Raw genomic sequence first — 14,738 nt, 5'->3', positions numbered from 1 at the left:
CCGAGCAGTGCGAAAGTGCGCGGATAGATAGTTATGAAGACATATCTATTCAGTGTGCACTTTCAGGGAGCAAAAGTTGAACAAAATACATAAGAGCATCTGGAGTGACGTGTCGGGTACGTGGGTTGCCACGTCCGAAGTCACGCGTGGCAAGTCGAAATCCAGTCGCACGGCGAGGTTGCCCTCGCTGCTCGTGATGGCCGGACTTCTCGGCGGCACTGCAGGTCTGGCGCATGCGCAGGACGTGCTGGGCACCTACACGCCCGCAGCCAACAGCAACCAGACCGGTCAGCAGGCATATTCCGACGGGGCCGCCCACACGCTCACCGGCAGCTATGCCAGCGTGCAGCCCGGCGCCACCAACTACTCGTACCCGACGCTGGGCGCCATCGAGGCCGCAAATCTCATGACGAGCGGCACGGTGGCCGGGCGCCAGCTGGTTTACAACGACGACCCGTCGCTCAACATCAGTTACCGCGACCCGATCACCGGCGCCTCGAAGACGGCCACGGTCTATGACGCGGGCAAGCTGCAGGTCTACAACTATTCGCAACTGGCACCCAGCGGCAACACCGTGGGCAAGCTGTGGGGCCCCGGCGACATGGACGTCTATGTCGACGGCCGGATCGCCACTGTGGCCAACGGCTCGACGCTCGACGTCACGATCGGCGACCCGGCGGCGCTGCCCAATGCCAGCGCGGCCAACAAGCTCTCGATGCTGTCCAAGCAGACGAGCGTGTTCAAGGTCGAGAGCGGCAGCACGCTGAACTACAAGACCAACACGCGTTTCGACCTCGGCAGCGGCGACCTCGCCCCGCCGCCCAGCAACGTCGATCCCGCCACGGGCATCGCGTCGGTCACGAAGCTCACGCAGCAGTTCGACCGCGGCGTGAGCTTTGCCGGCGGCACGTGGACCAACCCACTCACTGGCCAGCAGGAAACCGTGGCCGGCGGCAACGTGACCGACCTGGACAGCTACCGCCGCTACAACAACTATCTCATCGGCCAGGTGCAGGCCGGGCTGCTGTCGCCCGCCGACTATGCGAGCCGGTTGACAAGCAGCTACTCGACGCAGTCGTTCCAGGTGCAGTACCAGGCCGCGCCCGCGCAGACGCCCGGCATGAAGACCTGGATGCCGCTGGGCCGGGTGAACCTCATCGAGTCCGACGGCGGCACCGTCAACATCGACAAGGACAGCCACATCCACAATGCCAGCTGGTGGAGCGGCGGCTCGACCGCCAACCTCGTGAACGGCGCCACGCTCAACAACGCGGGCCACCTGTCGTCGCAGACCACGGGCAGCAACCACCCGGACATCGTTGCGTCGCAGAACTCGTCCATCAGGAACACCGGCTCGCTGTCGGTCGGCTACGACCCCGACACCTACACCGCCAACGGCACCACCGGCATCAACAGCGGCAAGGGCGACCGCGTGGGGTCGTTCGGCGTGCTGTTGAACGACCAGGCCACATTCAGCAACGAGGGCTTCCTCAACGTGGCCAACGCGGTGACAGACCGCACCGACTTCGCCCGCGTCAACATCGGCCTGCGTGCGGCCGGCAGTGCCAGTGCCGTCAACCAGGTGCAGGGCGTGATCAACATCGGCGTCAACGAAACGGGCAATCCGGGCGACACCTACGGCGTGCAGGCCGTCGACAGCGCCACGTTCACCAACAAGGGAACGATGTACATCGGCCGTACAGGCCAGTACGCAGCAGGGCAGGGCGCGACCGATGTGCAGAGCAACCTGGTGGCGATTCGCGGCGTGGAAGCCGCCGGTTCGGCGAAGGTGCACAACGAGGGCACGATCACCATCGGCAGCGGCATCGGCAATGCCGTGGCCCTGACGGCGCGCGACGGCACGGCCGACCTGGAGCTGGTCAACGATGCGACCGGCATCATCGCGGTCAACGGCGCCGCCAACGCCGCAAGCCCGCTGATGAACATCGGCATGCAGGCCAACAGCAGCGGCGGTGCCACCGTGCGCAACGACGGTGTGATCTCGCTGAACGGCGTCAACGGCATCGCCATGCAGGCCATGGCCGCCAGCGCCGACGCCACCCTCAGCCACACCAGCACCGGTACCATCAGCGTGGCCGGCGGCGCCAACGTGGCCACGGGCACGCGCAACATCGGCATCTGGGCCGAAGGCCTGAACGGCCACACGGCCACCGCCAAGGTCGACGGACAGATCCGGCTCACCGGCACCGGTGCCATCGGCGTGCATGCGCGCGGCACCTCGGTCGTCGATGTCTCGGCCAACGCGGTGCCCGTGTTCTCGAACGGCACCGACCAGATCGGTTTCTTCTCGTACGGACCCGGCTCGCGCATCAACGTGAGTGCGCAGAGCCTCGACGTGGCCACCGACCGCTCGACCATGTTCCGCGTGGCAGGCGGTGCGGCGTACACCGGTTCTTCGACGGCGGGCACGCTGACCATCAACGTGAACGGCGCGGGCGCGCGCGGCGTGGTCGCGACCGATGCGGGCACCACGCTCTCGACGGGCAACTCGGTCTACAACGTCAACGGCGCGAACGGCATCGCCATCGTGAACGAAGGCGGCGCGGCGGGCACCATCGATGCTGCGACGACGATTCACCTGAACGCCGCCGGCGCCACCGCAGGCGTCGTGGACGGGCAGGCCCACGACCTGGCCAACGCCAACAATGGCGCGCCCGTGGCGACGACCCTGACGAACCACGCGCTGATCGCGTCGAGCACCGGCGCGGTGACCGGCTTCGTGGCGCAGAACCTTGGCACGCTCGTGAACAACGGCAACGTGCAGCTGACCGGCGCGGGCTCCACCGGTGTCGTGGTCGGCATGCAGGGCACGGTCGACAACCGCGCGGTGCTGCAGGTCAGCAACGGCACCGGCGCCTTGGTGACGGGCGCCACCGCGACACTCACCAACACAGGCACCATCGAGGCCGGCGACGGCACGGCGGCCGTGCACCTGGCGGGCAACGGCGCTTCGCTGGCCCTCTCGGGTGCCGGCCAGATCCGTGTGGGCGGCACGGCGGCCGGCATCCTCGTGGACACGGGCGCTGCCAGCCTGAGCGCGAAGGACGCGGTCATCCATGCCACCGGCACGGGATCGGGCATCGAGAACAAGGCCGAGATCGGCGCGATCCGACTGACCAACCTCGTCATCAACACCAGCAATGGCGCGGGCATCCGCACCGCGACCAGCCTCGACCCGGCGTCCACGGGCGTGCGGCTCAACGTGGCCGGCAGCGGCACGGGCTTTGCCTTCCAGAACGCGGACGGCACCACCACCACGGGCAACTTCGCACTGGGAAGTGGCTACGCGGTCACCGTGGCGAGCGGCACAGGCTCGGGCGTCGTGGCCAACACCACGGGCACGGTCGTCAATGGAGCGAGCGTGACGGTCAATAGCGCCACGGGCGGTCCGGCGCTCGTTGCGAAGAACTCGCCGTCGGTCTCGAACACCGGCGCGCTGGTGTCGGCCAGCACGGCATCGCCCGTGGTCGATCTCGGCGGCAGCGGCGGGGTGGTGTTCGACAATACCGGCACCATCAAGGCCGCCAGCACGAGCGCCGTCGCAGTGGCCGGCAATGCCGGCAGCGACACCTACACCCTGCGCGGCGGCGCCGTCACCGGTGTCGTGCGAACCGGCAACGGAACCGACACCGTGAACCTCACGGGCGGCACATTGGCCGGCGCCATCGAAGCCGGCAACGGTGTCGGCAACAAGGTGCTGGTGCAGGGCGTGTCGCTGGCCGACACCACGCACATCACCAACGGCACCGGCGCAGGCGGCCTGCTGGAGTTCAACGGCGTGAAGCGCAGCGTCGGCTCACTGGCTGCGGACGACGTGGCACGCGGCACCAACATCGGCACCGGCTGGAACCGACTGGCCTTGACCAACGGCGCCGATGTCCGCGTCATCGATCCGCTGGTGCTGGCCGGCAGCGGCTCACAACTCCAGGTGGGCGGCAACAGCACGTTGCGCGTCGGCGGCAGCGGCACCACTGCCGGCAATGTCGGCACCCACGACATCGCCAACAACGGCGCGGTGGTTTTCGACAACCTCGACACGCAGACCTACGGCGGAGCGATCAGCGGCACCGGCACGTTCACGCGCGCCGCCACCGGCACCACGGTGTTCACCGGCACGAACAGCTACACCGGCACCACGACCATCGACGCCGGCGGCACGCTGCAGCTCGGCAACGGCGGCTCCACGGGTGCGCTCACCGGCGGCGGTGCCATCGTCGACAACGGCGTGCTGGCTATCAACCAGAGCGGCATTGTGACCTTGAACGGCGGCATCATCGGCACCGGCTCGCTGGCGCAGATCGGTTCAGGCACCACGCGGCTGACGGGCGACAACGCCTACAGCGGCGGCACGTCGCTCGTGAAGGGGCGCATCGACGTCGGCAGCAACGGTGCGCTCGGCAGCGGCCAGCTGGCCATGAACGAAGGCACGACCCTCGGCTTCCTGGCCGACGGGTTGAACGTCGCCAACCCGATCCTGCTCACAGGCATCGCCGACCCCATCGTGGACACGGGCAGTTTCACCGAAACGCTGTCGGGCGCGATCACGGGCGGCGGCACGCTGACCAAGAACGGCAGCGGCACGCTGATCGTGACCGGCCCCAACACCTACAGCGGCGCCACGCAGGTGGCACAGGGCACGTTCAAGGCCGGCGCGGCGAGCGTCTTCAGCCCCGGCTCGGCCCACGCCGTGGCCGCGGGTGCAACGCTGGACACCGCCGGCTTCAACCAGACCGTGGCCTCGCTGTCCAACAGCGGCACGGTCTCGCTCGTCGGCACCAAGCCCGGCTCGACGCTCACCGTCAACGGCAACTACGTCGGTGGTGGCGGCCTGCTCAAGCTCGGCACCACGCTGGGCGACAGCGGCAGCGTGAGCGACCGACTGGTGCTCAACGGACCGGGCGCCGCGGCCACGGGCAGGACCACGGTGCAGGTCACCAACATCGGCGGCCTCGGTGCATTGACCACCGGCAACGGCATCAACGTGATCACCGCGCAGAACGGCGCGACCACCACGGCGCAGACCACGCGCGATGCGTTCTCTCTGGCGGGCGGCCACGTCGATGCCGGCGCCTATGAGTACCGCCTGCATGCGGCCGATGCCAACGGCACCGGCGAGAACTGGTACCTGCGCTCGACGACGACCGTGCCCGGTGGCGGCACACCGACCCCACCCGCTACGCCGGGCACGCCCGCGTCGCCCACATCACCGACGATCACCGTGCCGACTTACCGCGCCGACGTCCCGCTCTACTCGGCGCTGCCGAACATGCTGCGCCAGGGCGACCTGGCCATGCTGTCCAACCTGCATCGCCGGATGGGCGACGAGAGCACGCCGATCAAGGCCGACGCGTCCGCGTCCGGCGGCGAGGCCGCGTCGGGCTGGGGCGGTGCCAACCGCCGCGGCTGGGGTCGCGCCATCGGCAGCAACACCTCGATCGCCCAGGGCGGGCCGGTCGCCAGCAGCAGCCGTGTGAGCATGGGCGGTTTCCAGGCGGGCGTGGACCTCTTCGCCAACGACGCCTGGAATGCCGGCCTGTACGTGGGCCAACTACACAGCGACGGACGCGTGAACGGCATCTACGGGCTGAACCTGTCGGGCGCCCAGGCCGGCCGCCTGGATGCGGAAGCGCTGTACCTGGGCGGCTACGCCACCTATGCGAAGGACGGTCGCTATGCCGACTTCGTGCTGCAGTACGGCATGCACGACGTGTCGGGCATGACGACCGCGATGGGCCCGGGCACCGGCACCGACGGGCACAGCATCACGGCGTCCGCCGAAGTCGGGCAGCGCTTCGCGCTCGGCGAGCGCTGGGGCGTGGAGCCGCAGGCGCAGCTGATCTACAACCGCCTGAACATGGGCGATGTGGGCATCGGCGGTGCACGGGTCGAGCAGCAGACGGCCGGCGCGGTGATTGGCCGCCTGGGCGTGCGGCTCACCGGCGACGTCATGACGCGCGCCGGACGGCTGCAGCCCTACGCGCGGTTGAACCTGTGGCATGGCTTCAAGGGCACCGACACGACGCGCTTCGTCGGCCCAGCGGGTACGACGTCGTTCGCGAACGGCATCGGCTACTCGTCGGTGGAGGTGGCGGGTGGCTTCACCCTGACGTTGACGCCGACCACCAGCGTGTACGGTGAAGTCGGCAAGCTCTTCCACGCGGGCGGGGGCGCCTTGCGGGTGAAGTCGTCGGCGCAAGGCTCAGTGGGCATCAAGCTCAGGTTCTGAGGTAGACGCGGCAGCAGGCATTGCGCCCGCTGCCGCCACGAACGGTGCCCGTCTCAGGTCCGCTGCACGTTGACCAGCAGGCCGAGCCGTTCGTACTCCGCCGCCGTGTCCTTGCTCCAAATGCTGGAGGCAAAGCGCACGTCGAGGTAGTCGACTGTGCGCAATTTCTTCTTCCTGGTTTCGATCTGGCATTCGCCGTAGTACTGCCACCCGCCGTGGCCACCGCTGTTGCCGACGTTCACTTCGCGGATCACGCCTTCGATCGCGGTGTCGTCCAGCAGCACGATGCGTACGATGCCATCCAGGGGGATTTGCCGGGCAACAAGCCTGATCTTCAGGATGTCATCGATCGACGAGGTCCAGCGTGCCATGTCCTTGGGTCTCCTTGCGGGGTCAATGCCGGGTGGATTGGGGAGCTCCGGCGTTCCTGGCGAGCGCTTCATCGGCGGCTTGCTGCAAGAACAACTGCGACTTGCCGCAGTTCGCGCAGCGATACAGGCCCACGCGGGGCAACAGGCGTATCCATCCCTGCCGTGGCGACCACGCCAGATGCTTGATGTGGCACAGGCAGGCGAAGTAGGGAAGTCTCATCACGGAAGTTCGACGACGAGGCGCGCGCGTGCCTCACACCTTCTTGTTCAGGAATGCACTGCTCCGGGGCTTGCGCCAACCTGCCGCCATCTCGACGGCATCCCGCTCCTCGCGCAGCCATGACGCGACGGCGGTATGTTCGAAATAACCGGTGGAACGCGTGCGGTCCTGCAGGTACCGGTAGGCGTCGCGATCCACTGGTTCGTAGGCTGCCAGGTCCACATCGAGCAGCGCACTCCAGGTTCTTGGCGCCGAACTCCACAGCTGCACCAGCACATAAGCGATGGCCCCGCCTGCAACGGAGATCAGGCCCGAGCAACGCATGCCGAATGCGGTCGCTACGGGCACCCACCCGAGCCACTCCAGGGAGCGAGAGACAGCCAGCACTGCGAGGAATGCCGTCACCGAAACCACCGCTGCCTTGCTCGTGCGCGGGCCGACAGAGCTGAACATGCGCTGCCTGCGGCGCCAGTCGATGCGTTGCAACTGCCGCAGCTTGGCGTGCCAGTCCGGGGGAGGCGGTGTTCTGCTTTCGGTGTGGGACTTTCCGCCTTGAATGATTTCAAACATGCATGCGTCTCGGGGGGAGGGGGGCGAGATAACTTTGGGTGCGTTTTCTTTCGTATTAAATTTTGCAGGAGAGGCCGTGGGTCGTGAACGAGATTCCGATGCAGATGGTGGACTTGGTCACAAAGTTTGCGATGCACTGGTGCGGTCGTGGACAACGAGGCGCAGCGAATGTAGACGGCTTCGAATCGTTGTTGCCGGCTCGTTCAATTTCGCGAGGTGGCGTTAATGTTTGTTCATAAAAAAATCAAGTTGAAATCCCCACATTGCGTCTCGAGACAGTGAGGAAGTTGACACTTTGTTGACGTTTGTAGGATGTGCATCCGAGCGACACAGTCTTTTGGAGAAGAATCGCAGAGATAGCTCGCAGGCCGGGACTTTCCATGTGCAAGCGTTGCGTCTCACGCATGCGGTTCTGTTGCGTGGGGGTGATCCCGGTGTCGGGATCACTGCACGTTCAACCCACCATGACGCCATCATCAGAAATCCTCTTCGGGCGCCTCACGTCTGGTGCTCGCATCCGCCATCTGCAGGCCTATGTGTCCGTCGCCGAACTGGGCAGCGTCAAACGCGCGGCCGATGCCATCGGGTTGTCGCAACCCGCGGTAACCAGCCTCATTGCCGATCTCGAGCAGCTGCTCGAATGCGTGCTGTTCCAGCGCCATGCACGCGGCATGTGGATGACGGGCATTGCGAAGGAGTTGCTGCCCTTCGTGCGCCGCGCACTGGCCTCGCTCGAAAGAGGCGCGGAGTTCGTGGCGTTCCGGCACGTGAGCGCCAACAGCATTGTGCGCATCGGCGCCATCCACGGCGCCATCTGTGGCCTGCTGGTGCGGGCCCTGCCTCCTTTCGCGCGCACGAGGCCCGAAGTGATGATCGAAGTGCAGGAGGCCAACGTGCCGCGCATCGGCTCGCTGATCCTCAAGCAGGAAATCGATCTCATGCTGTGTCGCGAACCCGCGGTGGAGCCTGAAGGGTGGGGCTTTTCGGAGCTCATGCCCGACCGGCTTGTCGTGGTCGCTGGGCCGCAGCATCCGCTGGTCGCGAGGCGTTCGCTGGGCTTTGCCGACCTGTTCGACGAGACATGGCTGCTGCTGCACCCCGCGACCCATGCGCGCCGCATGTTCGACCAGCTCACGGAGCATCACGGCCTGAGTCCGAAGTATCGGAAGATCGATGCGCTGTCCACACCGCTGGTGCTGGCCCAGTTGCAGAGCGAGCCGCTGCTGGTATTGGCGCCGTACAGCGTCTTCCGTCAGCTGATCGAACTGGGCCAACTGGCCCAGCTCGACGTCATCGACATTCCCCCGTTCAAGCCGCTGGGCGTGCTGAGCCCCGCGGACGGCGAGATGAGCGAGGCAGCACTGGATCTCAAGGAGTTTCTCTATCGCTACGTCAGCCAGCATCCCTAGGCAGACGAAGGGACGGACGACGCTGGCGAGGAGCGCGCTCCGCCTCACGTATAGCGTGTACTGATGTCTTCGGACGAATTCTTATTTGTCGTGAAAGGTTCAGAACGGGACAATTGAGTCCTCGGTAGAAGAAGGCTGAACGAATCAGTCCGACGAGCTGGACACGCAAGGGAGAGTGAGACAAATCGAGGCCATGCAAGAGCCTCGCTCGGGCGTCCGCCCGCAGCACGCCGGCCACGTCAGTCGGCACCGTCCCGCAGAGTCGGCCTTGGATGCGCCTGTCCGGAGATGGGTGATGTGAGTCGTTGCGCGCCAGGTGAGCAGGCTTGTGCGCTTTTGGGGAGGATGGTCCGAAACCGATGAATGAGCCTTCGATCCTGCTCCGGATGGCTGAAATTGATAACCATGATTCCTTCCGGAAATGATCTCCATGCAGCGCGCCTTGCGTTAGAGGGTTCGAACGTTTTGTCATTTTTATCGCGACGAGTCGATGCCGGGGAACCTCAAAAATCGGCAGCCGTTCTCGATGTGGAGAAGCAGGATCGAGAAAGCGCGAGCGATATCGTCAGTTCGCTCGGCTACAAGGCCGTCCAGTTCGACTGCAGCGAGGACCTGATGACGGCGCTGATGCGCGGATCTCGCTTCGATCTCTTCCTGGCGGGCTTCGATGGTTCGGAAAACAGGTTGCTGTCTGGCGCGAAGATGCTGAGGAGTGTCCTGGGACCGAAGGCGCCGTTGTTGCTGATGGTTCGAAAAGCGCAGCTGGGTGCTGTTTCTTCTTTGATGAAGGGTGCGAGTGAAGACTTCATCGTGATGCCGTGCAATCCGGTCGAGCTCGAAGCCCGAGTGCTGGCATTCAAGGGACTCAGCGCTTCGGCCGAGTTGTACGGTGACTTTCGTTGTGGGGCCTATCATTTTCAGGCGCTCGGGAGAGTTGTCAGCTTCAACAACCGGCAGATCAAGCTCCAGCCGATCGAGTTCGATTTGGCATTGCATTTCTTCAGGAACCCCGGCTTGGTGCATTCGCGAAAGGCACTTTTCGATGCTGTGTGGACGCGCGTGCGTACGGATGAATCGGACACGAGAACGCTCGATGTTCACATCGCGCGGCTGAGAAAAAAGCTGGAAATCGGAGAGCCCAACGGCTGTGAGCTTCAAAGCGTAAGAAACATAGGCTATCGCCTTAACTTCTATTTCGAGGGTGCGAAGGGAACGCTGATTCCCGATGACCGGCCGTCGTTTGGTGTCTGGGAGGCACGCGACGGGGAGTCCGGAGGAGGCTGAGTCCTGGCCGTCTGCTGCCACTGCTGAGGCGCGGCGCGTTGCGTCGGGCATCTGCTGTCCTCTCCGACATCGCACAGGTTGCACGGACGCCAGGATCCGATGGTTCCGGGACATCTTACGCCATGAGGCGTCGATGACGCTCCCGACGCCAGAGAGAAATCACTTCCAGCATCAGGTGATGACGAGGTGATTGGCAAGGCACTGAGAAGTCGCCTTCGTCGCCACCAAGGTGTGGCATTTTTTCATTTTTCAAGATACGCGAGACCGCAAGGCTCGTTGCGGGTGCGCGCCTGCCCGAAGCACTCAAGAAGCCTTTTAGAGGCTGGAAGTGTTGCGCCAATATCTCGAGGAGATGGGGCGACGATTCCCAGATATTCAAACTTTGATCACGGATGAAACACGCTGATCGAATTTCTCACACTTTAAGTTATACGAATATTAAGCAATGTTAGTAAACAGTTTTTCCAGATCTTTTCTTTCTACAGTCGCGACCGGCTTCCATGAGATATGCGTGGATGCCGATGAGAAGGTTGCTTGCAGGCTTGGCGATGCCTCGCATGGCGCAACGCGTTCATGCCGGTTCACGTCTTCACTTGGCCATTCTTTCATTCAGAGGTACTTCATGAGTTCGATTCCTTCCGCATCGCAAGGTGCACACGCGACCCAACAGGTACAACGAAACGCAACGCGGTGGCATGTTCGCGGTGCCGTGGTCTTGAGCCTTCTGTGCGGGGCCTGGGTGTCGGCGCTCGCGCAACCCGCCATGGCCAAGTCGCCCGTGGCGGCGCGGCCTGCGACTGCCGCTGCCGTGGTCGTCGAACTGACGCAGCACAAGGTCACGAAGAACGAGAAGGGCGAGGAGCAGCTGGTGGACGCTGCTTCCGTGAAACCCGGCGACGTCATCGAGTACCGCGCAACCTACACCAACAAGTCGCCCAAGGCCGTGACCGGCCTGGTCGGCAACCTCCCGATTCCCGAAGGCCTGGAGTACCTGCCGCGCAGTGCCAAGCCAGGCGCTTCGCTGGTCAAGGCTGCGGCCGATGACGGCGTGTTCGCTGCGGAGCCGTTGGTGCGCGCCTTGCCCGGCGGAAAGACCGAACCGCTGCCCTACAGCCAGTACCGCGCGTTGCGCTGGATGCTGGGCCAGCTGCCCGCAGGCGGGGTCACCGCCGTGAGCGCGCGCGCCAAGGTCGAAGTGGTGGTGCCCAAGGCGCCGCTGACGCAAGGCGCGGTGCAGGTGGTTCCCGGTGCTGCACCGGCCGCGCCCTCGACGTCGAAGCCGTGAGTGCGAAGGCGTTCCCGAAGGTGTTTCGTTCGATCTGCGCCGGGCGCCACCCGGCCTCGCAGGTCGGGTTTTCGTAGCAAGTCGACTGTTCCCGTTTTCGTTTTCGTTCCGTCACGCATCCACAAATCAATAGGACAAACCAAGTGAAACCTCATCCATTCCCAGGCGCAGCCGGCTCCAGGCCGATTGCTTCGTGGGTGGCTCAGGCAACCGTGTACCTGGGGCTCGTATTTGGAGCCTCGGTCGCGTTTGCAGCGCCTCCCCCCGCCAACACCGTCATCGGTAACCAGGCCTCGGCAACGTACTCCGATGTCGGCGGCAACCAGCAACTGGCCACCTCCAACCTCGTGCAGACCACGGTGCAGCAGGTGGGCTCGTTCAACCTGGACAGTTACACCACGGTCACGACCAACGTCGTGAACAACAAGACCGGCGCGGCCGGTGCCACTGTGTACGCGCCTCACGTGCTGACCAACACCGGCAACGGCAGCGATGTGTTCGACATCAAGGTCGACGCCGCAGCCGGCGGGTTCTCGCGCGTCGAGGTCTTCGCGGACGCCAACGGCGACGGCCTGCCCGACAGCACGACGCCGCTGTGCACGGCCATTCCTGCCGCCACCTGCAGCGTGCCCACGCAGACGGTCGCCGGCAACAACGGCGTGTTCCAGTTCGTGGTGGCCTACAGCCTGCCCTCGACGGCCAGTACGCCGACGACGCCGTACAGCTACGGCACGGTGACCGCGACGGTCCCCGCCTCGTCGCCGGTGTTCGGCTCGTATGCGAGCACGTCGGCGGCCGACCGCGACAACGTCAACCTGACCACCGAGGCGGCGTTCAACGTCACCAAGGCGATCGGTGTGCCGGCCGTGAAGGCACCGGGCGGTGGCGCCTGGCCCACGGCGGCCGCAAGCGGTCCGCGTTCGTCGTTGGCCAGCTGCTCGACGACCTGGGCGGCCGGCATGACGTCGACCCCGACCTGCCAATACACGGTCTACACGATCAACGTGAGCAACACCGGCGGCGCGGTCGGCGCCCTGGCGCTGCAGGACACGCTCCCGAGCGGCTTCACCTACGTTGCCGGCTCGGCCGTGTGGAGCAACTCGCCTACGGCGGGTACGGCCCTCACGGATGCTTCGACGGCCGATCTGGGTGGCATCGACTACCAGGCGTCGGGTAACACCATCACGGCGGTCATCCAGGCACTGCCCGTCAATGTGTCGCAGACCATCAGTTTCGTGGTGCTGGTCAACGACACGGCGGCCATCGGCGTGACGACCACCACCAACACGGTGAAGTACAACCCGATCGATGCAGGAACCAGCGCCAGCTCCACGGCGCCGGGCTCGCTGCCTTCGACGTCGAACCCCGCGGCCTTCACCGTGCTGGCCAGCTACGGCTTCGCGATCGGTACCAACCTGCCGACCGTGTCCACCGCCGTGACGGCCAAGGACGTGATCCCCGGCGCCGCCGACGGTAGCGCGGACACGACCACGCAACCCTCGGTGATCCCCGGCGGCAGCGTCTCGTTCCCGAATCGGGTGTTCAACACCGGCAATGCGACCGACGCGATCAACCTCGCGACGAGCGGCAGCACATTCCCCGCAGGAACCACGTTCACCTTGCTGGCCGTGGACGGCGCTACGCCGCTGCTCGACACGACCGGCGACGGCATTCCCGACACGGGACCGATCGCAGCCGGCGGCTACGTCGACATCGTGGTGCGCGCAAACGTACCGGCCACCGCGACCCTCGGTTCGGGTCCGTTCACCGTGCTGGTCACCGGCAAGTCGGCGGGCAATCCGGCGGTTGCCGTGGATGCAACCAAGGAAATCGTGACCGCCGTGATCGGCTCGCTGGTCGACCTGACCAACAGCGCAGGCGGCACGGGCACCGGCACGGTCGCTGGCGGCGACCTGGGCCCGGGCCCGAGTCCGAACCCGACGACGACCCGGACCGTGGCAGCAGGCAGCGCAGCGTTCTTCAATCTGTTCGTCAAGAACGGTGACTCGCTGGCCAATACCTACAACCTGTCGGCCAGCCAGACGCCGAGCTTCCCCGGCACACTGCCGGCCGGTTGGACAGTCAAGTTCGTCACCGCCGGTACGGCCGGCGCGGCGGGTGAGACCTGTGCGACCGCAGCCGCCATCACGCAGATCGACGTGGCGGTCGGGGCGCAAGGCAAGGTCGACGTCTGCGTCACGCCGCCTGCGACGCAGACGCCTGTGACGGCGCAGAAGATCTACTTCCGGGTGGATTCCACGAAGCCCACGTCGACGACGGCGCCCGCCAACGACACCAAGACCGACGCGGTGACGGTGATTGCCGCCTCGACCCTCGGTGCCACGCTGACGCCGGACAACAGCGGCCAGGTCGCACCCGGCGGTTCGGTGGTGTATGCCCACACGCTGACCGCCACTGGCACGCAGAGCTGCGTTGGCCCCTACGCCGTGTCGGTTACGCTGCCCTCGGCAGACATGACGGCAGGATGGACCACCGCGGTGTACATCGACGCCAACGGCGACGGCCAGATCGACGGCGGTGATCCGCTGATCACCGGAACGATCCCCGGCCCGCTGGTCAGCGGCACCTCGCAGAAGCTGCTCGTCAAGGTGTTCGCACCCGGTGGCGCAACGGCAGGCGCTACCGACACGGCCACCGTGACCGTGACGTTCCCCTCGGGGGCCGGCTCGTGCGGTACGCCTTCGGCCACCGACGTGAGCACGGTCATCAGCGGCCAAGTGCGCGTGGTGAAGACGCAGGCGGCAGACGTCAACTGCGACGCGACCGAAGCGGCCACGCCCGCGAACTTCTCGACCGCGCTGCTGACGATGAAGCCGGGCCAGTGCGTCCTCTACCGGATCGTGGCGACCAACGAAGGCGTGGCACCGATCTCCAACCTGAAGATCACCGACGCGGTGCCTGCGTACACCAGCCTCACGGGTGCCACGCAACCCGCGGCGGCCACGCAGTGCTCGTCGACGGGCCTGACCGGAACGGCCGTCACCTATGCAGGCACGGCACCGGCCACCACGGTGAGCTGCGGCAGCGCGGCCAACACCCTGGCACCGGGCGGCACGGCGACGTTGATCTTCGCCGTAAAGATCAACCAGTAACGGTCGATCGACCCGACCTCCCACGCCTTTCGCGGGCGTGGGAGCTTCACCCAGAAGGGCGCCCCTCAGGCGGCGCTGCTTCTGCTCTTTCCTGCGCTGTGAACCGCACTGTGCGCCTGGCTGTCGAGGCCAGGCAGCGCAGGAAAGAGCCTTGGGCGCGCGTGCGTATTCGCACGGCGACGCAACCGATTCGGAACCCCTTTCGTGCGACACGTCATCCACCACCGTCAATTCTGGTC

At 65.6% G+C, this 14,738-nt stretch carries 7 protein-coding genes; 5 read left to right on the top strand and 2 right to left on the bottom strand.

What is annotated here, in order from left to right:
• Positions 1-52: 52 nt before the first annotated feature.
• The gene (locus AC07OH_RS11695; RefSeq protein ID WP_495300749.1) at positions 53-6,247 is read left to right on the top strand and encodes an autotransporter domain-containing protein; all 6,195 of its coding nucleotides are present in this window, start codon (positions 53-55) and stop codon (positions 6,245-6,247) included.
• A 53-nt stretch (positions 6,248-6,300) separates the two neighbouring features.
• Here the strand turns inward: AC07OH_RS11695 and AC07OH_RS11690 are convergent, their stop codons facing one another.
• Together AC07OH_RS11690 and AC07OH_RS11685 are read right to left on the bottom strand one after the other, a co-directional pair.
• On the bottom strand, positions 6,301-6,618 hold the full coding sequence (locus AC07OH_RS11690) for a hypothetical protein (protein WP_495300748.1): 318 nt from the start codon (positions 6,616-6,618) through the stop codon (positions 6,301-6,303).
• A gap of 253 nt (positions 6,619-6,871) precedes the next feature.
• Positions 6,872-7,408 (bottom strand): hypothetical protein, encoded by a 537-nt coding sequence (locus AC07OH_RS11685; RefSeq protein ID WP_495300747.1) that lies wholly within the window; start codon positions 7,406-7,408, stop codon positions 6,872-6,874.
• Positions 7,409-7,872: 464 nt separating this feature from the next.
• On the opposite strand from AC07OH_RS11685, the gene AC07OH_RS11680 reads away from it, so the two are divergent.
• From AC07OH_RS11680 to AC07OH_RS11665, 4 genes are all read left to right on the top strand, one after another.
• Positions 7,873-8,817, top strand: coding sequence for a LysR family transcriptional regulator (locus AC07OH_RS11680; protein WP_495300746.1), 945 nt, complete (start codon positions 7,873-7,875; stop codon positions 8,815-8,817).
• 363 nt (positions 8,818-9,180) lie between these two features.
• Complete coding sequence (locus AC07OH_RS11675; RefSeq protein ID WP_495300745.1) at positions 9,181-10,101, top strand: response regulator transcription factor; 921 nt, start codon at positions 9,181-9,183, stop codon at positions 10,099-10,101.
• A 709-nt stretch (positions 10,102-10,810) separates the two neighbouring features.
• Positions 10,811-11,386 carry a hypothetical protein gene (locus tag AC07OH_RS11670; RefSeq protein ID WP_495300744.1) on the top strand — a complete coding sequence of 192 codons (576 nt, stop codon included), beginning with the start codon at positions 10,811-10,813 and terminating at the stop codon, positions 11,384-11,386.
• A gap of 197 nt (positions 11,387-11,583) precedes the next feature.
• Positions 11,584-14,499, top strand: coding sequence for a hypothetical protein (locus AC07OH_RS11665; protein WP_495300743.1), 2,916 nt, complete (start codon positions 11,584-11,586; stop codon positions 14,497-14,499).
• Positions 14,500-14,738 lie beyond the last annotated feature (239 nt).

It is taken from the genome of Variovorax sp. GW821-FHT10C12 (assembly GCF_059415405.1).
Note: the sequence above shows the minus strand (reverse complement) of the source record. Positions and strands in the feature narration are given on the sequence as shown.